At 37.3% G+C, this 20,717-nt stretch carries 19 protein-coding genes and 1 pseudogene; 8 read left to right on the forward strand and 12 right to left on the reverse strand.

From position 1 onward, the window contains the following. Positions 1 to 17 precede the first annotated feature (17 nt). Both bchL and ACM03V_RS04135 read right to left on the reverse strand, forming a co-directional pair. Positions 18 to 884, reverse strand: coding sequence for a ferredoxin:protochlorophyllide reductase (ATP-dependent) iron-sulfur ATP-binding protein (gene bchL, locus ACM03V_RS04130; RefSeq protein ID WP_414619492.1), 867 nt, complete (start codon positions 882 to 884; stop codon positions 18 to 20). 965 nt (positions 885 to 1,849) lie between these two features. Then, on the reverse strand, positions 1,850 to 2,137 hold the full coding sequence (locus ACM03V_RS04135) for a TIGR02450 family Trp-rich protein (RefSeq protein ID WP_414619493.1): 288 nt from the start codon (positions 2,135 to 2,137) through the stop codon (positions 1,850 to 1,852). A gap of 435 nt (positions 2,138 to 2,572) precedes the next feature. On the opposite strand from ACM03V_RS04135, the pseudogene ACM03V_RS04140 reads away from it, so the two are divergent. The 4 genes and pseudogenes from ACM03V_RS04140 to ACM03V_RS04155 all read left to right on the forward strand — a co-directional run. Then, positions 2,573 to 3,120 (forward strand): annotated as a pseudogene (locus tag ACM03V_RS04140) (transposase); the annotation flags it as partial. Positions 3,121 to 3,400: 280 nt separating this feature from the next. Next, positions 3,401 to 6,019 (forward strand): ATP-dependent chaperone ClpB, encoded by a 2,619-nt coding sequence (clpB, locus tag ACM03V_RS04145; RefSeq protein ID WP_414619494.1) that lies wholly within the window; start codon positions 3,401 to 3,403, stop codon positions 6,017 to 6,019. Positions 6,020 to 7,051: 1,032 nt separating this feature from the next. Then, positions 7,052 to 8,755, forward strand: coding sequence for a protein kinase domain-containing protein (locus tag ACM03V_RS04150; protein WP_414619495.1), 1,704 nt, complete (start codon positions 7,052 to 7,054; stop codon positions 8,753 to 8,755). A gap of 320 nt (positions 8,756 to 9,075) precedes the next feature. After that, positions 9,076 to 9,312: a Nif11-like leader peptide family natural product precursor gene (locus ACM03V_RS04155; protein ID WP_414619496.1), complete on the forward strand. Its 237-nt coding sequence runs from the start codon at positions 9,076 to 9,078 to the stop codon at positions 9,310 to 9,312. 243 nt (positions 9,313 to 9,555) lie between these two features. On the opposite strand, the gene ACM03V_RS04160 is transcribed toward ACM03V_RS04155, so the two are convergent. Further along, on the reverse strand, positions 9,556 to 10,131 hold the full coding sequence (locus ACM03V_RS04160) for a DUF924 family protein (protein WP_414619497.1): 576 nt from the start codon (positions 10,129 to 10,131) through the stop codon (positions 9,556 to 9,558). Between the two features lie 5 nt (positions 10,132 to 10,136). Beyond that, entirely contained in the window at positions 10,137 to 10,694 is a 558-nt protein-coding gene (locus tag ACM03V_RS04165) for an SRPBCC family protein (protein ID WP_414619498.1), read from the reverse strand. A gap of 353 nt (positions 10,695 to 11,047) precedes the next feature. Here ACM03V_RS04165 and ACM03V_RS04170 point away from each other — a divergent pair, with 353 nt between their 5' ends. Next, positions 11,048 to 11,245 carry a hypothetical protein gene (locus tag ACM03V_RS04170; RefSeq protein ID WP_414619499.1) on the forward strand — a complete coding sequence of 66 codons (198 nt, stop codon included), beginning with the start codon at positions 11,048 to 11,050 and terminating at the stop codon, positions 11,243 to 11,245. A 332-nt stretch (positions 11,246 to 11,577) separates the two neighbouring features. Continuing rightward, on the forward strand, positions 11,578 to 12,843 hold the full coding sequence (locus tag ACM03V_RS04175; protein ID WP_414619500.1) for an NAD(P)/FAD-dependent oxidoreductase: 1,266 nt from the start codon (positions 11,578 to 11,580) through the stop codon (positions 12,841 to 12,843). Positions 12,844 to 13,010: 167 nt separating this feature from the next. On the opposite strand, the gene ACM03V_RS04180 is transcribed toward ACM03V_RS04175, so the two are convergent. The 4 genes from ACM03V_RS04180 to ACM03V_RS04195 form a co-directional block, all read right to left on the reverse strand. Further along, positions 13,011 to 13,892, reverse strand: a complete 882-nt coding sequence (locus ACM03V_RS04180; protein WP_414619501.1) for a DUF5895 domain-containing protein — start codon at positions 13,890 to 13,892, stop codon at positions 13,011 to 13,013. Between the two features lie 646 nt (positions 13,893 to 14,538). Then, positions 14,539 to 14,739 carry a hypothetical protein gene (locus ACM03V_RS04185; protein WP_414619502.1) on the reverse strand — a complete coding sequence of 67 codons (201 nt, stop codon included), beginning with the start codon at positions 14,737 to 14,739 and terminating at the stop codon, positions 14,539 to 14,541. 231 nt (positions 14,740 to 14,970) lie between these two features. Continuing rightward, the gene (locus ACM03V_RS04190) at positions 14,971 to 15,231 is read right to left on the reverse strand and encodes a hypothetical protein (RefSeq protein WP_414619503.1); all 261 of its coding nucleotides are present in this window, start codon (positions 15,229 to 15,231) and stop codon (positions 14,971 to 14,973) included. A gap of 344 nt (positions 15,232 to 15,575) precedes the next feature. Next, a complete protein-coding gene (locus tag ACM03V_RS04195; protein ID WP_414619504.1) occupies positions 15,576 to 16,319 on the reverse strand; it encodes a M50 family metallopeptidase in 744 nt (247 codons plus the stop codon). 165 nt (positions 16,320 to 16,484) lie between these two features. On the opposite strand from ACM03V_RS04195, the gene ACM03V_RS04200 reads away from it, so the two are divergent. Both ACM03V_RS04200 and ACM03V_RS04205 read left to right on the forward strand, forming a co-directional pair. Then, positions 16,485 to 17,069, forward strand: a complete 585-nt coding sequence (locus tag ACM03V_RS04200) for an ACP phosphodiesterase (RefSeq protein ID WP_414619505.1) — start codon at positions 16,485 to 16,487, stop codon at positions 17,067 to 17,069. A 131-nt stretch (positions 17,070 to 17,200) separates the two neighbouring features. Next, entirely contained in the window at positions 17,201 to 17,839 is a 639-nt protein-coding gene (locus ACM03V_RS04205; protein WP_414619506.1) for a Uma2 family endonuclease, read from the forward strand. 91 nt (positions 17,840 to 17,930) lie between these two features. Here the strand turns inward: ACM03V_RS04205 and ACM03V_RS04210 are convergent, their stop codons facing one another. From ACM03V_RS04210 to sodX, 4 genes are all read right to left on the reverse strand, one after another. After that, positions 17,931 to 18,617, reverse strand: coding sequence for a PHP domain-containing protein (locus tag ACM03V_RS04210; protein WP_414619507.1), 687 nt, complete (start codon positions 18,615 to 18,617; stop codon positions 17,931 to 17,933). A gap of 293 nt (positions 18,618 to 18,910) precedes the next feature. Beyond that, positions 18,911 to 19,939 (reverse strand): phosphoribosylformylglycinamidine cyclo-ligase, encoded by a 1,029-nt coding sequence (gene purM / locus ACM03V_RS04215; protein WP_414619508.1) that lies wholly within the window; start codon positions 19,937 to 19,939, stop codon positions 18,911 to 18,913. A 73-nt stretch (positions 19,940 to 20,012) separates the two neighbouring features. Further along, a complete protein-coding gene (locus ACM03V_RS04220; RefSeq protein ID WP_414619509.1) occupies positions 20,013 to 20,219 on the reverse strand; it encodes a hypothetical protein in 207 nt (68 codons plus the stop codon). A gap of 52 nt (positions 20,220 to 20,271) precedes the next feature. Further along, positions 20,272 to 20,631 (reverse strand): nickel-type superoxide dismutase maturation protease, encoded by a 360-nt coding sequence (gene sodX / locus ACM03V_RS04225; RefSeq protein WP_414619510.1) that lies wholly within the window; start codon positions 20,629 to 20,631, stop codon positions 20,272 to 20,274. Positions 20,632 to 20,717: the final 86 nt, after the last annotated feature.

A 20,717-nucleotide genomic window follows, 5' to 3' on the forward strand; every position in this document is an offset into this window, starting at 1 on the left:
AGAAATAAACTAATGATTTATACAATCATCAAGTCTAGTTCCTCTTCGGGATTAGCAACCTGTGGTTTATTCGGATTTAGATAAAAATCTGACAACAATGAGAACAGTTCTCGATCTGGAGAATCCTGTGGAACTACCCCCTCGGGACGCGCCAAAAGCTGGTCGGCAATGCTGAGATAATAGTCGCAAACGAAGTTTAAGGAAGGTTCTGTCTCCGCCATTTCAAATAAAGTCTTACCTTTAACGCGGGAAACACGGATATCTTCTATCAAAGGTAGAACTTCTAAAACTGGCATCGGTACGGATTCAATATATTTTTCAATTAAATCGCGTTTTGAGGTGCGGTTGCCAATCAAACCTGCCAGTCTCAGTGGGTGAGTCCGGGCTTTTTCTCTTACAGAAGCGGCAATACGGTTAGCCGCGAATAATGCGTCAAAGCCATTGTCAGTAACGATTAGACAATAATCGGCATAGTTAAGCGGTGCGGCAAAACCACCACAAACAACGTCACCTAGAACGTCGAACAATATTACATCATACTCATCAAAAGCATTGAGTTCCTTGAGTAGTTTTACGGTTTCTCCAACAACGTAACCGCCACATCCGGCTCCTGCGGGTGGTCCCCCTGCTTCTACACAATCAACTCCGCCATAACCTTTGTAAATAACGTCTTCGGGCCAAATATCTTCGTAATGAAAATCTTTTTCTTGCAAGGTATCAATAATTGTCGGAATCAAAAATCCTGTCAAAGTGAAAGTACTATCGTGTTTGGGGTCACAACCAATTTGTAGAACTTTTTTACCGCGCTTGGCTAAGGCAACGGAAATATTACAACTCGTTGTGGATTTACCGATTCCGCCTTTTCCGTAAACTGCTAGTCTCACTGTTGTTTCCTCTTATAGTTTCTTGTCAAATTGACTTCATAACTTTCCTTTACCTGGATAGACAAAGGGTTGCAATGTATAGGTCGTTTTCGCTCGTTAATGACCAAGTTACACCCAAAACCAAAAATATTTTAGATGATAATTGTGTTTATAGCGAATTATTTTGGTTCATTACTTAATATTTAAAACACTATTGTCTGCAAAAGTCTATCAGTCGTTAAATTAACGTAATATTAGTTTTTGTTTATTTATTTATATAAAAATAGTTCCAAAAAGCAAAAATTTTCAATACCATCAATATATGTATGCTTGTAAATAAAATTCATTCACAAGCAGTATAAGCCTTACTGAATAACCTTTTAAAGGGGGATTACTCTTTTATTAAACGCCCATAACACCATTTTTTCATCGAAGAAGCAGCTAATTAAAGCAGTTAGCATTCACATCTGGAAGAACCCTGGGGGGAAAAATAAAGCGTTCGCCCGTATTATTAGTTATCATACTTAGTTTTATTTTTAATTATTCTCAGTGTGTTCGGTAAAACTATCGAGAAGCGCCAATATCTTTTAAAATCAATATTTTTCCAGCTTTTAGCTGGCTGCGTACCTAAGTAAATACTCTGAATCTTTACAGAAAAAATTTAATTAAAAAATTTGCCTATTGCAACTAGTTGGTTGAGAAGGGCATTTGCTCAATTTTAAAACTTTAAAGCCTTGTGAGATCGAGATTTAAGCTTGAGGAAATGTAAATTCACTAATGTTAAAAAACATCACATTTATAAAAATAGACTAATTTTTTAGGAATTTTACACTTAAATAAATTTCCAACCGATAACTTTGGCAAGATGTAAATACAAATATAAAAAAAAGCTTATTGTTTATAGGTTTTTATTGAAAATGTAATATGCCAGCAAGTATATCGATTAAAATCGAATTAAGAATTAAATCTTCAACTAGATTTTTAATTTAATTCTTTGATTCTGTGCCGGAAAAATGTATACAAGCATCCTCTTGCTTAATTTGCGCCATTTCCTGTAGAGATTGCCAGCCCGGTTGCCAATTAGAACGATCTTGCAACAACTTGGCATTAATCCAGAAACGGACTTCGGAATCGCAAGAAGCGACCATTTCTGCATATACCCACTTACCTTGATTCTTGCGGTTAATCACTTGAAAATGCCGCCAACCATCAATTTTGTGACCAGATGTCCACTTAGAACCCAGTAAATAAGGAAATTTTTGTTTTTTAGCCATTTTTTTTTGCTGCCCTTTCTCTTAGCTATGGTAACTCGCTATGGGGGAGAGGGGCATTCGTGATAGGTTAAAAGTGAGTGTATTTTGTCAATAAGTCAAAGGGTAGAAAATAAGTTTACTGATAATGATAATCATAAACAAAGGCAGGGATGGGAGGTGAGCGATGCTCGCCTCCCATCCCGAAAAAGCGATTATCATTATCAATAAAATAATTAAGCTGCGTTTTTAGAACTGAAATTGTCAATCGCAATTAACAAATTACAGTAAATGAATTATTTAGTGGTTGCATAAAAATGTCAAACTAAGTGATGAAAGGTTTGGCTGATTTTTATGTCCAAGCGGAAAAATTGCAATCGAGACCATGCACAAAAACACAATACACCCACATTAGATAATGAAGTTATTGCTAATCATTTAGAAGCTTTATTGACTCCCGCAATTGCTGCCCAACAAAAATACTATAAGCAGTTAGGATTACGAGACCGCATAATTAATTTGTCGTTAATGATAGCAGCAGTATTAACACACTTTACGTCTGGTAGAAATAAAAGTTGGTAAAACTAGCTATTCTTATATAACTTCTGTTCTCGATCCAGTTTTATTACCTCCCTATGTTGTTGCTGATTTGTATCGCCGACGTTGGGGAATAGAAGAAGCTTTTTACACTGTCAAACGCTTGTTGGGATTATCTTATTTATGGACTGGTTCTATTAATGGTGTAAAGTTACAAATTTGGGCAACTTGGCTATTTTATGCTGTCTTAGTTGACTTAGGTGATGCAGTTGCGGATGAATTATCTTTACCATTTGACCGCATTTCTTTAGAAATGATCTATCGCGGTTTATACCAATGAGCGTGTTGCTTACGATAAAGGTCGAGCAAGTGACCCCGTTAAGTATTTTGCTGCCGAAGAGAATCAAGACTTAGGTGTTGTTAAATATCTCCGAAAGCCTGTCTCCAAGCTGGATTTATCTCCTTTTCCTGTTCCCCCTTGACAAAAAGGCAATTTGTTTAACCTGTCACGAATGGGAGAGGGGGGAGATGGGGGGACAAGGGGGCAAGGAGAAGGAGAAGAATAATAACTCATAGCTTCTTACTCTTAGCTACTAACTACTAACAACTAATTTTAGGGAAATACTACTAATTGAGGGGTGAACACCGACCTTGTAAGTTGCACGCTTATTTTTAGAATGTTTTATAGAAAGAATTATTTATTTTTCCTTTTTTTGTGGTAATACACTCATTAGCTTTTATACAGAGACTATGCAACCTACTAATCCAAACCAATTTACTGAGAAAGCTTGGGAGGCTATAACCCATACTCCCGAAACTGCAAAACAATATCAACAGCAGCAGATTGAAAGCGAACATTTAATGAAGGCTCTGCTGGAGCAAGATGGATTGACTGCACCTACTTTTACTAAAATGGGTGTGAATCCTCAGAAAATTCAACAACGCACGGAAGAGTTTATTAAAAGTCAACCAAGGGTATCGGGTAGCAGTAGTTCTGTATACTTGGGACGCAGCTTGGATACGCTTTTAGATAGAGCGGATGCATACCGTAAAGAATTTGGTGACGAGTATATTTCTATCGAACATTTATTGCTCGCTTATGCCAGGGATGACCGTTTTGGTAACAGTTTATTCCGAGAATTTGGCATAGACGAAAGGAAATTAAAAGAAACTATTAAGCAAATAAGGGGGAGTCAAAAAGTGACTGACCAAAATCCAGAAGGTAAATATCAATCTCTGGAAAAATACGGGCGTGACTTAACTCTAGCTGCTAGTGAAGGTAAGCTCGATCCTGTAATTGGACGTGATGATGAAATTCGTCGTACTATTCAGATTTTATCGCGACGTACCAAAAATAACCCCGTATTAATCGGCGAACCTGGTGTTGGTAAAACGGCGATCGCTGAAGGTTTGGCGCAGCGAATTATCGCTGGTGATGTGCCGCAATCGCTCAAAGATCGCCAGCTAATCGCTTTGGATATGGGTGCTTTGATTGCGGGTGCGAAGTTCCGAGGTGAGTTTGAGGAACGTCTTAAGGCTGTATTGAAAGAAGTTACCGAGTCGCAAGGTCATATTGTTCTATTTATTGATGAAATTCATACGGTTGTCGGCGCTGGTGCAACTCAAGGCGCGATGGATGCGGGTAATTTACTCAAGCCGATGTTGGCGCGGGGTGAGTTGCGCTGTATTGGCGCGACTACTTTAGATGAATATCGTAAATATATTGAAAAGGATGCAGCTTTAGAAAGACGCTTCCAACAGGTTTACGTAGGTCAACCCAGCGTGGAAGATACTGTTTCGATTCTTCGGGGTTTAAAGGAACGGTATGAAGTTCACCACGGTGTAAGGATTGCGGATAGTTCTTTGGTTGCGGCTGCTACTTTATCTAACCGTTATATTACCGACCGCTTTTTACCAGATAAGGCGATCGATCTAGTAGATGAAGCGGCAGCGCGTTTAAAGATGGAGATTACTTCCAAGCCGGAAGAATTAGACGAAATCGACCGCAAAATTTTGCAATTGGAAATGGAGAAGCTATCGCTACAAAAGGAAAGCGATGCTGGTTCAAGGGAACGTCTGGAAAGGTTAGAAAAAGAACTAGCTGATTTCAAAGAAGAACAACGTGCCCTTAGCAGTCAGTGGCAGTCGGAAAAAGACGTAATTACCAAAATTCAAACGGTAAAAGAAGAAATTGACCGAGTTAACGTAGAAATTCAACAAGCAGAACGGGATTACGATTTGAATCGGGCTGCTGAGTTGAAATACGGTAAGTTAACCGATCTACATCGTCAATTGGAAACTGCTGAAACCGAACTTTCTCAAGCGCAGCACAGCGGTAAATCTCTGTTGCGGGAAGAAGTCACCGAAGCTGATATTGCTGAAGTTATTTCTAAATGGACGGGTATTCCCATCAGTAAGTTAGTGGAATCCGAAAAAGAGAAGTTATTGCATCTTGAAGATGAATTGCACAACCGCGTTGTCGGACAAAATGAAGCTGTAACGGCTGTAGCCGATGCCATACAGCGTTCTCGTGCGGGACTTGCCGATCCGAATCGTCCTATAGCCAGCTTTATTTTCCTTGGCCCTACGGGTGTTGGTAAAACCGAATTGGGTAAAGCTTTAGCTGCCTATATGTTCGACACCGAAGAAGCGATGGTGCGGATTGATATGTCCGAATACATGGAAAAACACGCCGTTTCTCGCTTAATTGGTGCGCCTCCGGGATACGTTGGTTACGAAGAAGGCGGACAACTTACCGAAGCTATTCGTCGTCGCCCTTATGCGGTAATTCTCTTTGACGAAATTGAGAAAGCGCACCCAGATGTATTTAACATCATGCTGCAAATCCTTGATGACGGACGAGTTACCGATTCTCAAGGAAGAATGGTGGACTTTAAAAATACCATTATCATCATGACGAGTAACATCGGTTCGCAGTTTATCCTTGATGTTGCTGGTGATAATTCTCGTTATGAAGAAATGAGTAGTCGAGTTATGGAAGCAATGCGGAGTAGTTTCCGCCCAGAATTTCTCAACCGTATTGATGAAATCATCTTCTTCCATGCTTTGGAGAAATCCGAATTACGCAAGATTGTCCAGTTACAAGTGGAAAGATTGCGTCACAGATTAGTAGATCGCAAAATGTCTTTGAAACTTTCTGAGGCAGCTTTAGACTTTTTAGCAGAAGTTGGATATGACCCAGTATACGGTGCGCGTCCGTTAAAACGTGCGATTCAGCGCGAATTAGAAACTCAAATTGCCAAGTCAATTTTGCGCGGTGAATTTAACGACGGCGATACTATCTTTGTAGATGTAGAAAACGAGCGTCTTGTGTTTAAGCGCGTTCCCTCAGAGTTAGTAACTATGTAGTGCTATGTAATCCCGACCAAGTTTAAATAGCTGATTAAAAGCCCGGTTTCCCCAAAGAAACTGGGTTTATTTTTTTTAATGTATTTGTTTGTATGTATTTATTTGTATATTTATTTATCCGGTTTATTGTATCCATTTATTCAAGCAAATTAATATAATCAATTTCTTAACTGTGCCAAGCATTTTAATACTATTTTAGTTAACAAATCTAACAAAACCGTAATTTAATTTTTGTTTATGAATAACTTTTTAACAAGAGATAGTATATTCTTGATGTCCAAAATCAGCGTCAAGTTATCTAAAACACTAATTATCTTGCTGTATTTGATGCTTTTTACCAATAGATACAGCTAAAGTTAGAGCTACTTATCAAAAACGGTAACAGAGATTATCTATTTGATTTGTTCGCTAGATAACTAAATTGACATATTGCCAAATACTAAGTTAAAACTTGAATGGTCTAACCACTCTTGTATAATTTAACAATGAGTATTAATAATACTGATAAAGTGGTTTTGTTTATTTATAATCATTGCTAAAAATGTAACAACAATCGTAAATAAGTAGCTTTAAAGCAAATTTATTGATTTTGTAAATAACTGCCAAACTGGCAACAAGCTATCTTAAAATTTGTTATTCATTTATTTACCAGCTTGACTCAATTCATCTTTAAGCGCGTTTAACGATAATATATTTAATTCAAGCTGCAATCGGGATAACAAATTTAAGTCTTGAATAATTATTTACAGTTCAACGGTTAGTCAGCAAAAAAACACGGAATACCGATTTTTTTGTATAAATTAATTGCATCTACATTTGAGTTTTTTGACTGCGATTATCATGAGATATTTTTTGTAGCGAACCCAACAATTTAATTGCAGCAAGGAAAGATAATTACCCACATCACTTACTCTCAAGCCAGAAGAAGTATCTGCTACCTTGTATGGTATAAAATTCAAATTGGGTTATTAGATAAAGTTACAAATTGGAAAAGGAAGTGCAAAAATTATTTTATTAGAACACCGTACTAGCATGATTGGTCAGTTACTAGCAGGACGCTACAAAGTACTCCAAATATTAGCTGAAGGAGGCTTTGGACAAACTTATATATGTTCGGACATTCACCTTCCCGGAAAACCTCAATGTGTTCTAAAGCATTTAAAGACAACTAGTACCTCACCGGAAACTTTAGAAGCAGCTAGAAGATTATTTCAAAAAGAAGCCGATACACTACAACAGTTGGGAAATCACGACCAAATTCCCAGACTTTTAGCTTATTTTGATGATAATAACCAGTTTTATCTGGTACAAGAATTAATTGAGGGGCATTCTCTGAGCAGAGAATTACCTCAAGGAAGAAAATTAAGTCAAAGTCAGGCGATCGCCATTTTGACCGAAATATTAGCTATTTTGCAGTTTGTCCATAGTCAAGGAGTAATTCACCGCGACATCAAACCCGACAATCTCATCAGACGTGCTTCAGATAATAAGCTAGTCTTAATTGATTTTGGGGCAATCAAGCAATTACGCAGTCAAACAGCAACTAATTCATCAAAGCAAAATGTCACGTTAGTTGTAGGAACTCGCGGCTATATGCCTTCCGAACAAATTAGGCGTTTACCGCGTCAGGGAAGTGATATTTACGCTTTGGGAATGATAGCGATTCAAGCGTTAACGGGTGTATATCCTTACGAACTTCAAGACGATCCGAATACCGGAGAAATACTTTGGGAACATCTTAGAAAAGTCGATCCAGCATTTGCCGAAATTATAAATAAGATGACGCGCTACCATTTCAAAGAGCGCTATCAAACTGTAGATGAAGTAATACAAGCTTTAAAAGAATTACCAACTCCTGAACCCGATGTAGTAGAAAGCAATAGTAATAATGGTTTATACGAACTAACTTTAGAGTGGGTAGAATCTAACGATATTAAAACTTATAAAATTACGAATAACCAATTTAGTAAAAATCCAGGAAAAATTCGTATTGGTCGCGACCCCCAAGATTGCGATATCGTTTTATCAGAACTAACAGTGTCCGCACTACACGTAGAAATATTTTTCAATCCAGAAAAAGAAAAATTTTATTTGCGAAATCTTCGTCAGAAAAATCCACCTATTCTTGATGGTCAATTACTTTTAGCCGGAGAAATGTCGCTTTCTACAAACAGCGTACTGCGTTTGGGACAGCAGAATATAAAAGTAAAAGGTATTACTTCCACAGAGTATGCAAATAATATTATTCCTGCTTATCACAAGAGTAAAAATTTTGCAGTTGAACCACAACAACCCATACTTAAAACTGCTCGACTTCCAAAGATTCCTAGCAAACCAGAAGAACCCTCAACTACAACTTCTTCAAAAGCAACTCCCTCAATACCAATGCTCAAGAATGTACTACCTCTAGGGGTAAAAAGCATAGGTGTAGCGACTGTTTTAGCTAGTGTTGGAGGGTTTGCATTATTTAATACTGGTAATTTTGGTAAAGCCAACTCGCAACACAATAATTTTCTATCGCAACAACCCCAACTGTGTCGTATTATCGATCCTCCCGAATCAACAAAAGTACCAGAAATACGCCATGAACCTTACAGAGAATCCGAAGGATTTAAAACTGTAAATCCAGGAGAAAAAGTTTTATTTCTCAAATCCCAAGGTGATTTTGTCCAAATTAAACTTGAAGATGATACTCAAGGTTGGATTTTTTACGATCAAGTACAGCCTTGCGATTAAAGGTTAAAGGTTAAAAATGATAACTCCTGACTGGTAACTGCTCACTGGTAACTAGTAACTGAGAATAGGTATTTTCCTCAATGCGCGATCGCCTATACTTAAATAAAATAATACATATCATCAGGGCTTTTTGTTCCGGACTGTTTTAGGGGTTGGTCTGAGGTTGTTATACAGGAACAATATTTTTTTATAAGCATCTATCAGTTTTATCCGTATAACTACTCCCAACCATTGAATAAGAAGTTATCTGAAACCAAATCTACAACTTTAAGTATGTAGTTTTTCATAAATAAGTCACGCGAGTTAGGAGTAATGGTTTTATGTCACTTGAACAGGTTGATGCTTTCTACGAAAATTTGACGGCAAATCAAGAAGTTTACGAACAATATTATAAAAGTTGTTCTGTAAAAGGCGTTTTTGGTGTGTGGAATTGGGATAAGAAAAAGATAGTTAATTTTGCTGCTACTTTAGGCTATGAATTTACAGAGCCGGAGTTAGATGAAGTTTTGTTTGATACAGGAGCTACAGATTCTCATAAAACTTTGAATTTACGTTGATCGGTTGTGTCGGGAATTAATTTTAAATGTAACCGTTTAATTTAACTTTCAATCGTAAGAAAAGATACGCTTATTTTAATCCACCTTAATGGTGGGCTTTGTTTTAGACCTTAAAAATGAATAAGCCCGGTTTTTGATAAAAACTGGGCTTACTATTAATCAAAATTCTTATAAAAAATTCAGCTAAGACACAAAGACGCTTATAGATTCTTTTACATCTGTGTTTGCCTTAATAAATTGCTATTAAAATCGCGCCCCTGGTTGTTTCAAAAATTCCTTTTCTTCCGGATTTGAAGGTCGCCCTAAAATTATATTGCGATGGGGAAAGCGCCCAAAACGTTCAATTACCGATCTGTGACGGATTGCGTTTTCAATCGCGCTTGCACTTTCCCTGTCTCCGCTAAGTTTCTGATACAGCTTCAGAGCTTGACGCTGATGTTCGATATTTTCGCTGTGTACAAAAGGTAAATACACGAACCAACGCTGTACATTTAATAATTGTCGGTCGAAGCCTTGAGCTATGGCTTGATGTGCTGTTGAGAGTGCTTCCCAATCGGTAGCGAAAGCTTGGGCATCTTCGCGAAAGATATTCCGAGGAAATTGGTCTAGTAACAAAATTAAAGCCAAGCAACTATCGGGTGAATCTTTCCATTCATCTAATTCTCCCCCTGCTGCTTTTTCGTAATCTGTAAGAAAACGCCCTCGTATTTCTTCATCAAATTCTGGTTCTTTTGCAAACCAAGCTTTCTTAGGCTTACCGTAATCCGGTTCATCCCGGCTACCAAACCAAAAGTCAAGAATTTCATTTGCCTGTGACATCGCTTTTACATTCCCTTACAAACGACTTGTCGCATTTTACGCATATTTGCGGGCAATTCAAAATTCATTGCTTGTTGAATAAACATTGAGGGAATGGGAATTATCGGAGTAGCCTGTACTGAATAAGTTAACAAAGTACCGCTACCGTAGTCTTGTAAATCTATATCCGCACTGAAATCGTGAAAGGTGCCCTTATCTAAGTTAAATTGGACTTTGTGCCCAAAATCTTCCACTACATTTAGATAAATATCTACTTGCGCTGTAAAAAACATAAAAGCTTTTTGTGCTGCCTGATACAGACGTTTTACTTCTCCTTTGTATATAATCTCACTCTTAGTGATATCGGGAAAGTATTGCACCCAGCGCGGATAATCTGTTATTTGTTGCCAAACTTGCGATCGCATTAATGGTAAATACATTTTCGCGCTAACATACCCGCCCCAAGCATTATGGGAGCGCGTTTCTACGAAAATTTCACCTTTTAAAAACGCCGCTTGCTTGTCCTGACTCCAAACCATATCCGAACCTGTATTGATTAAGTCTGAGAAAATAGACGCAGACATAATGTTTCGCTCGCTCCTGAATTTTCCACACTACACTTTAAAAACTACACAGAATTGATAATTCCGTTTTAGTCTTATTCGATAATTCTAATTCCGCTCAAATACAAAAGCATTCCGGAACTAGTTGTATCTATAATCTATTATTCCCAAAATTTACCCAAGAATATGTCACGATTATCACTAATATTATGAAGTATTGATGTTAAAGGATAAAGGAGAGGAATTGAGAGTGGGGAGTTAGGAGTTAGAAATCAGGAGTTATGAGTTATGAATTGATAACTGATAATTGGCAACTGGTAACTGCTTGAAGCGGCTAGAATGTCACAAATACTATTGATTAAGAGGGATATTCGGTGAGTCAATCTTCTAAGCTGAATCAAAGATTAACCCAAGGTTTTGGGATGTTTCTCGGTATTGCCATAGCTGTATGGGTTCTCAGAGGATTAGGTATTCTTACTTTTGTCCCTGGAGGTGTTATTTTAATCTTATTTTTAGCCGCTATAGCTTTTGGAATTCTTAGCTACGTCCAAAAAACTTGGTTGCGTTTTTAGATCATCGTCTAAGTTAAGTACCCGTATAAAATTAATTTAACATTTCGTCTAGGCAGCGAATAGGGAACAGTGAACAGTGAACAGTGAACAGTGAGCAATTATAAATTCCTAACTCTTAACTCCTAACTCTTAACTGCTAATTTCTACTCCCTCGTCATAGTTAAAATTTTCAACGCCCATCTACTTATAAAAATTAGCTTGATTTTGGTTGCGCTATTGTAATCTAGTAATGGCGGATGTAATAATCACCCCATAGAATTTTCAATTGGATTAGCTATGCATTGGGATAATTCAAATAATTCTATATAGTTTGTATATGAATAGTTCGGAATTTGCAACCATTAAAAATTGTAATTGTAGGTGGTGGGGCTGCGGGTTTTTTCGCGGCGATCGCGGCTGCTAAAACTAACCAGAATGCCTCTGTTGTCTTGCTCGAAGCCAGTCATCAGCTACTGGCTAAAGTTCGTATTTCTGGTGGGGGACGCTGTAATGTTACTCACGCACTTTTTGACACGAAGGGTTTTATCCAAAATTATCCCAGGGGTTCAAAAGCTTTACTGGGTGCTTTTTCTCGTTTTCAAGCTCAAGATACTGTCAAATGGTTTGCTCACGCTGGAGTACAGTTAAAAACAGAAGCTGATGGACGAATGTTTCCCGTTACTGATAATTCGGAAACAATTGTAAATTGTTTGCTCAAAACTGCTTTGGCTTACAAGGTACAAATCCGCACGAGTTCACCCGTAGTTTCTGTGAATTATCGAGAATTGGAAGAGAATTTAGAAGATAAAGACGATAAATCTAGATTCGAGATTTTACTCAAATCCGGGGAAATGCTGCGATGCGATAAACTATTGCTGACAACGGGTAGCAATCCCGTAGGTTATAAAATCGCTAAAAAATTTGGTCATCAAATTGAACCAACCGTTCCTTCTTTATTTACCTTCAATATTTTAGATAAAGAATTACGAGAATTAGCCGGTGTGAGCGTTAACCCCGTAAACATACGCTTATCAGTACCGGGAAAACCCCAACTAGAACAAACTGGGCCGTTACTAATTACTCATTGGGGTTTAAGTGGCCCAGCTGTATTAAAACTTTCGGCTTGGGGTGCGAGAACATTCCACGAATCCCGCTACAAAGGAACCGTTACTATTAATTGGCTGCCAGATTCCCATCAAGATGAAGTGCGGAAAGAATTACAACAGGTAAGAATTGAGTTTGGAAAAAGAGCGATCGCACTACATCGAGGCATAAAATTACCGCATCGCTTGTGGCAATATCTGATATCCCGCGCCGGTATTGATAAAGATACTCGCTGGGCTGAATTAACCAAACAAGCCTTTAACAAATTAATCCAAGAACTAAATCAAGGGCAATACAGCATTAGCGGTAAAGGAGTTTTCAAAGACGAATTTGTCACCTGTGGTGGAATTAAGCTTAAAGAAGTCAATTTCAAAACAATGGAAAGCCGTTTGGTAACAGGATTACACTTTGCCGGAGAAATTCTCGATATCGACGGAGTTACCGGCGGTTTTAACTTCCAAAGCGCCTGGACAACCGCTTATTTAGCAGGTTTAGGGATGGCTGGGGAGGAGTGAGAGGGGAGAGGGGGAGAAGGGGGACAAGGGGACAAGGAGAGAGGGGGGAGAGGAATAGTAGTGCGAGTATCGAGCGAGCTTTCCGGCTCGCACTACTTTTAATTCCGAACTCCAAATTCCGAATTCCGAACTTGTAATCCAAAATCCAAAATCTAAAATCCAAAATCCTAATAGGGCGGATATCCAAAATCATCTTCGTCTGGATAAACATAAGAATTAGAAACTCCGGCTACTGCCATTGGGCGCGGCGTTTCTGTTTTCACTGGTTCCTTAGCAAAGTCTTTGTATTCTTCAAAAGTCTTGGAAATCAATCCAGATTCCTTTGAGTCTGAAGCAATCAAGTAGTTCGTTAATGTGGAAACGGTAGGATGTTTATAGTCTACGGTTGCAGCAATTAAAACGGTATTTGTGGCAATTCCTCTTTCTTCGCATTCAATTATCGGTGAGTAAATGCCGTGAGCGTGAAATAAAGGTCCTTTTGGAGTTGCGGCTTGTCTGCGATACCCTGCATATGCTCTTTCCAATTCAGCAACAAATCCCCCAGTCGCCCTTCCCTGCTGATATTCGCAGTAAGACTTACTAAAACTTGCTCCAGCCGCACCATTCAAAGTTAGTTGTAATGGTAATTCATGCAAAAAATTCTTATCTTCCCCTGCTAAAAAAATTAGATAGCGAGTAAAAGTTTTAAATTTAAGTTTGTCTGCTAAAAAAGCATCATAATTATCTTTGAGAGTTCCTAATTTTGAACCTGTTTCTCGGTCTTTTACCGATAAAGGGCCTCGACGTACTATAACTATATTTGGTGTTGTGTTAATTAAAACCGTTTCAACTCCAGAACTGAATTGATGTTCTACCTGTTGCCAATTCTCATCAGGTACAAAGCCAACAGCACGGGCATTGTCTAGCTTAATCGCTAAACCGTAGGAACTTATTCCTTCAGCGTCATCCATATTATATTTTGGATTAATCATTTGACACCAAGGGACAACACGAGAAGGTGGTGCATTGAACTTCTCGTCCTCAAAGTCGAATTTTGCAGATGCTTTCATCAGTATATGCGCGGTTGTCGATTGGTACTTTTAAATTTGACTCGGTTGGGTATAAGTCAAGTGCGAGGAGTGTAATTAGATTTTATGGAATTTTAGGCAATTTTAGGCAAGCAAATGCCAGGATTCACCACAACCGAGAATCAACTAAATTGATTTAATAAACGATCATGATTATTTATTTATCATTTTCATGGGGTATTACGCATCTATCTGATGCAGTTTTTAACAAGAACTTCATGTTCACCGTAGTATTCGGAGGATAATTTGATGTTTGGTAATTCTGGATTAACTATCTTTTGACGTATAAAAAAATGCTAAGTATAAAATTATTTTTTTGACTGCGTTCATATCCGGTAGGGAATGTAATTCACAATTTAAGAGCATAAGTACATAACCGCCTTGGAATAAATTCCCAGGCTTATATACAAAGTCTGATAAATCAGACTGAATATAGCTTTTAGTGCGTTTTAATGCATTTTGTTTATAAGCTTTAAAATTGATTTTAAGGCGGGAATTTGGGCTTAACAACAATGGTGCAAGAAGTTAGTTAAAATGGACTGGGAGTAATCAAAAGATTAAGTAATATAATTAACTATATATTTTCATGTACAAGTATTTATACTTAAAGCACTGCTTTCGTAAAAATTTAGGCAAAAATATACAAACCGTCTTCAGCGTCAGAATCTGGTAACATTTTTCGGCTGCTGATATTTCGAGTTTCACATAAAGCTGCGAAGAATTGTAAACTATCCAATCTAGCTGAAAGTTCGCTTAGAGTATCTAAATATTCAGCTACAGCTACTTGACGATTTATCCATTTTTCATCCCACTGGGAGTTGTGGGACATTTCAAATTCTACATCTACACCATTTTTCTTACTACGAATTTGCTCCGGAGATAAGCTGTAGTCGCTTGGGGAAATTTCGATGATTCTTTCTACTCGCTCTGGGCTGATATGGTTTTGAAAGCGAGAATTTGTAAAGCGGTAAGTGGTTGATAAGTAAGAATTTTCATCGTTGATTAATTCATTACCCCATCTTTGAGTAACTTGTTGAAACTTGGGGACTTCTTGAGCAAGTCATTCTTTAGCTTCTTGATTTTGACCAATTTCGAGGAGAAGATTTGCTTCTGTTGCAGTGGCGATCGCCCAACCTTGAATTGCGATATCAGTACTGAGCATTAATTGTGCATCTAGCTGCGGGCTGATTTGTAAAGCTTGGTTGGATAAAAATAAACGTACTCTATCGGCAACTTTCAAACATTCTCTAGGTGATTCATTGGGAAACCGCTGACGATCGTTTATTTCGGCATTTAACGCCGCAATTTCATGAATTATCATTGCTTGCTGAATATGAGAAATAGCTTTAGCAAGACTTTGTTGTTTTTGTCGGTTGTTTTCTACTAGTAAATAAAGATAGGAAAGTTGTCCGGAGATAATATCTAAGCGATTATCAATACGATTTAAACTCGCTTCAACTTTATTTCCAAGTCTCGTAGCGTAAACCGCTAAAAATAGACGCTTTTGCTAATTCATAATATTTTTTACACTTTTTTTTGCAAATTAATGAACCGCAATATTTATTTCTGCCAACAAGATAATATTGCTTAATTATTGAAAAAATTCAAGTGTTCATAAGCCTAGTTTTTCAAAAAATCCGGTTTCTTGATTATCATAACTAGCAATTAATTTGAAAAGTAAGCAATACGAAGACTTTGTATTAAAAGAAAAAGTGATGCAACTGTTATCAAAATTCCCCAAAACCAATGTGGTAAAATCAATACTTTAGCAATTTGAGCAGTATCTGAATTACCATTGTAATAGCGGAAAACATAATCAAAATCGCGAAAAGTACTTATACAAGCTTGCACTCCGAGAAACTGAATTGAAAAAACTTTTATTTCTGGAGATGCTTCTAATCCAATTCCTAAAATTACTAACCCAAGCAGACTAATTAATAAAATTCCAATCCCGGTTCGCACCCAAATTAGAACTGAAATTAACATAAAGCTGCCCAAAATAATTAAAACTTGTTGGGAGGTTTGCCAACTACGAGAAGCCAAAATAAAACCAGCACCGATAATAGGAGGTCCCATCGGACCAGCAGCAGAAACAAGCACATTACCAATTTGTCGTAAAAATAGCGAACCGCGATATTCATACCGAGCTAATCCATTACCATTAGCAAAAATCTCTAATTTCTTGAAGTTTGCTCCTAATAACACAGCCATTAAACCATGCGCCATTTCATGGTACCAAGTTGATAATAAAGTTAAGGGATAGAGAATTATTTTACCGCTTGGACTTTGCCACATAATTCCGGTAACTATAGCAATTCCTACTAATAATACTAATCCCGTGCGGTCATTTGATGATATCAAGTTTTCAATTGAATACGAGTTATTAAAAATATTCCACAATTGACTCATAAATAAGTTTTTGAATTAAATTAGATTGCAAAACTACGTATTTACCCTAATTAATTTATAATATTACTTGTTTCATAATTAAAGTTTACAGTATTACATTGTATTAATGTTCTACGGTCTTACTTAGTGCTTAAGTACTATTTTTAATAAATTTACCTCTTCACAATGAATTATCTAGCTCATTTATTATTATCAGATGGTACAGCAGAATCTTTGATAGGAAATCTTTTAGGAGATTTTGTTAAAGGTTCGATAGAAAACATTTATCCTCATGAGATAATCAAAGGAATTTACTTACATCGTAAAATAGATTGTTTTACCGATTCTCACCCAATATTTAGGTCAAGTAAAAGGCTTATTAGTCTCAATAGACGCAAATTTTCAGGAATGATGATTGATGTATTTTATGACCATTTTTTAGCTAAGAATTGGTCTAATTATTCAAGTACTTCACTTGCTGATTTCACAAATCATGTTTATCAAGTATTGCAAGAAAACAAAAATATACTTCCCGAACGATTAAACAGTATTCTTCCAGATATGATTGCTTATGATTGGCTGGCATCATATAGAGAAACATCTACAATTAATAGAGCTATAAACGGGCTTTCTCGTAGAATCAAAAGTAAAAATAATTTAGTTGGTGGAGTGGAAGAATTATTTTTGAATTATCAGCAGCTTCAAACTGATTTTTCTATATTTTTTCCAGAATTAATTGATTACACGTTGACAGTTAACAGTGAGCAGTGAGCAGTTAGATAATATTAGATGGTGTTGAGAAAACCGGGTTTCTTGATAATCGTGAATGATTTCAAAGTGCGATAGACTTTAAATTTTATTATCATAATAAAGTCAACTATTATCGGCTCAAACTAATTATTATGAGCATACAAACAAAAATACCAACCGACACTTGGGTAGCAGCGACTTGGGATGAATATATCCAAATAATCGAAAACCCTGCTTATGAAAAAGCTAAGGGTTATTACTATAACGGTAAGATGAGGATTGAAATGTCGGCATTAGGAAATGACCATTCACAAGATCATGCATTAGTTATCTTAGCTGCTAGCAACTACGCAGCGATCAAAGGTATTCCGATGAATGTGAAAGATAACTGTACCTTCCGTAAAACTGGCTGTAAAGAATCACAACCGGATGTTTCTTATTATATTGGTGACAATGCTGATGCAATTCCTTACGGAACTTCTATTATTAATCTTGACGAATTTCCAGCACCAAATTTAGTCGTTGAAGTTGCTAATACTTCTCTTGCTGATGATAAAGGTGAAAAACGTCTGCTTTATGAAGAGCTAGGTGTAAATGAATACTGGATTGTCGATGTCAAAAACGTTCAAATTATAGCTTTTTTGATAGAAAATCAAGGTAGTCGGCGAATTACTCAATCTCAAGTGTTGCCAGGTTTAAATATTTCATTGCTGGAAGAAGCTTTTCGTCGCTCTCGTCAAATGAATCATAGTCAAGTGATTTCTTGGTTATTCTCAGAATTTCAAGAATAATATTTTTTTATGTTCCTTGAAAGTTGTTAGTTGATAGTTGGCAATTCTAACAACCAACTACCGCCCTACTAACTACCGCCCTACTAACTACTTATAACCGTTCAAGTAAGCTATAACCGTGGCTATCCGTACCGCAAGTACTATATAGTCCGTATTCGGTGGCTAATCGCTGCACCTGTTTCGTTTGGGTGATACTTGGTTTCCAGGGTTTGCGACTATTGTAAGCGTAGAAGCTTTCCACACCATCGATTCCTAATTCCGCAGCAGCAGGAACTAAGTCAAAATGGCTTTTTTTATAACGTGCTGGATGAGCAAGTACTGCAAATCCTCCAGCTTCTTGAATGGCAGCAATTACGTTTACAGCTTCGTACTCGGAACCTGTAACTGGTTCTCCCTGGGTATAGGGTTGTATGCTGGAATGTTCTGGATCGAAAGCATAACCTAAAATGTGAACTTCTACGTTCAGAAGATTAGCATTGATTTCAACACCACTCCACAAATACGGTACATCAGCATCGGGATTATTCCATTTCCACTCTTCCAAGCATTTTTTAGCAGCTTGATAACCACCTGTATTGTGATGATCGGTAATTGCAAGTCCTTTTAAACCATTATTAATTGCTTGCTGTATCAATTCGGATGGCTCCATTGCACCATCAGAATGTACGGTGTGCATATGAAAATTATAATTATTCGGGCAGCTTTGCGCGTCTAAGTTTTGGAATACTTCTTTTAAAAGCGTCTTAGAAGCACAAGTAAGGGCAAAATTTACAGCCATAACCTTTTTTTGTGTAAAATTATTTATTCTTAACACTCCACTAAGTTACACCTGTAGTCCGGAAAACATTAATGCTTAATGCTTAATGCTTCGGATTTTGTTGGCGTTAACTTTTTGTGCGTCAATAGCAAATTTTTTCAATATGTTAAGACTAACTTAGCAAATTTTAACGTTTATGGTGATGAGTATTTTTTATACTCTCGGAGTAAAAAAGTAATAAATGACTCATAATAATAAGTAATTCCCACCTTCAGTTTTTCTGATGCAAGAAGTCAAAATACAGTTTATTGCTTTCAATTTGGTAAACCGATTAATTCTCCATTGCCAGAAATTACTTCACCAATGTTATAAGCTGCAATATTCTGCGATTCAAAAAAGCTAATTGTCTGTAGTGCGCGATCGCCTGGAACTATGAGAACGAAACCAATTCCCATATTGAAAGTATTGTACATAGCTTGAGAATTTACAGAACCCACTTGTGCTAACCAATCGAACACGGGTGGAATCATCCAGCTATCGGCTTTAATTTGGAAAGATTGTCCTTCTCCCAAACATCTGGGTAGGTTTTCCGGTAATCCACCACCTGTAATATGCGCCATTGCGTGGATTTCTAAACCTTCTTTTTGCGCTGCTAATATTGGTTTAACGTAGATTTGCGTCGGTGTCAGAAAAGTCTCACCTAAAGATTTACCATTAAATAAATTTGGGGTATCGTCCCAACTTAATCCTTTATCGTCAATAATTTTTCTTACCAAACTAAACCCATTGCTGTGTACTCCAGAACTAGCTAAACCAATAGCCACATCTCCTACTTTTACCTTAATTCCATCAAGCATCTGACTTTTCTCGACAATCCCTACGCAAAAGCCAGCTAAGTCATATTCTCCCACTTGATAAAAACCCGGCATTTCGGCGGTTTCTCCACCCAATAAAGCACAACCGGATTGTTTGCAGCCAGAAGCGACACCCGCAACGACTTGAGTTAACTGTTGTGGATCGAGTTTACCTGTCGCTAAATAATCTAAAAAAAACAAAGGTTCTGCACCAGATGTCAGCACATCGTTAACGCACATAGCCACCAAATCAATACCAACAGTGTCATGGCGGTTGATAATATTGGCAATTTTCAATTTCGTTCCCACACCATCAGTACCCGAAATTAAAACGGGTTGCTTATAACCACTGGGTAACTCAAAGCAACCTCCAAAGCCACCCAATCCGCCAATTACTTCCTTTCTAAAAGTGCTGTGAACCAGATTGCGAATTTGACCGACAAAATCGCGTCCAGCTTCAACATCAACCCCAGCATCCCGATAATCCATTTCAGTGACCAGTTATCAATTATCAATTATCAGTTCTCGCTACTGTTCATTGTTCATTGTTCATTGTTCATTGTCAAAATACTTTATCTTCGATGCCAACCCACCATTCACCCAGATTCATTAAGTCTTGATGGATGTCTTGTAGATTTTCGGCGTATTCGTTTTCTGAAATATTAGCTCGATTTTCTTCTAGCTTCAAAAGACGTAACTGTATCAGCAGCCAAGGTTTGGAAATACTTTGAGTCACGTCGATATATTGTCCTAATTCTGTACTATTCATGTATTAAAAAATATTTGTATTTAATCATTCTTAACTCCTAACTCCTAACTGATTAAGGGAATTTCGACGTAACTTTACCTAGAATTTTGTTGAGGGGGATAAAACCATAAGAGCGGCTGTCAGTACTAGCCCTACTATTGTCCCCTGTAAGAAAACAAGAACCATCTTCAAGTACTACAGCCACTCTTTTAATTATTTGCTTTGTTTGGTAGGGATGCCGTGCAACTACGATATCACCTAGTTCTGGTAGCTTTTGTCGATAAGCTTTTGGGTTAAATAATATTTCCTCTCCTGGCTGAAGTTCGGGAAGCATTGAAGGGCCGCTAACGCGCAATCTTTTCCGCATTCCTATGAGCAACTGTAGCAATTTAAAGGCTGTTTGTAATTCCTCGTTCATTGCTTTGAGAGCCAATACTGCTTTATCGACAATTTAAACTAAAAATTCAAACCGACTTAAATTTAATTAAATCAAATCAAATCAAATTAAATCAAATTAAA

It is taken from the genome of Calothrix sp. CCY 0018 (genome assembly GCF_963920925.1).
Taxonomy (GTDB): Bacteria; Cyanobacteriota; Cyanobacteriia; order Cyanobacteriales; family Nostocaceae; genus Rivularia.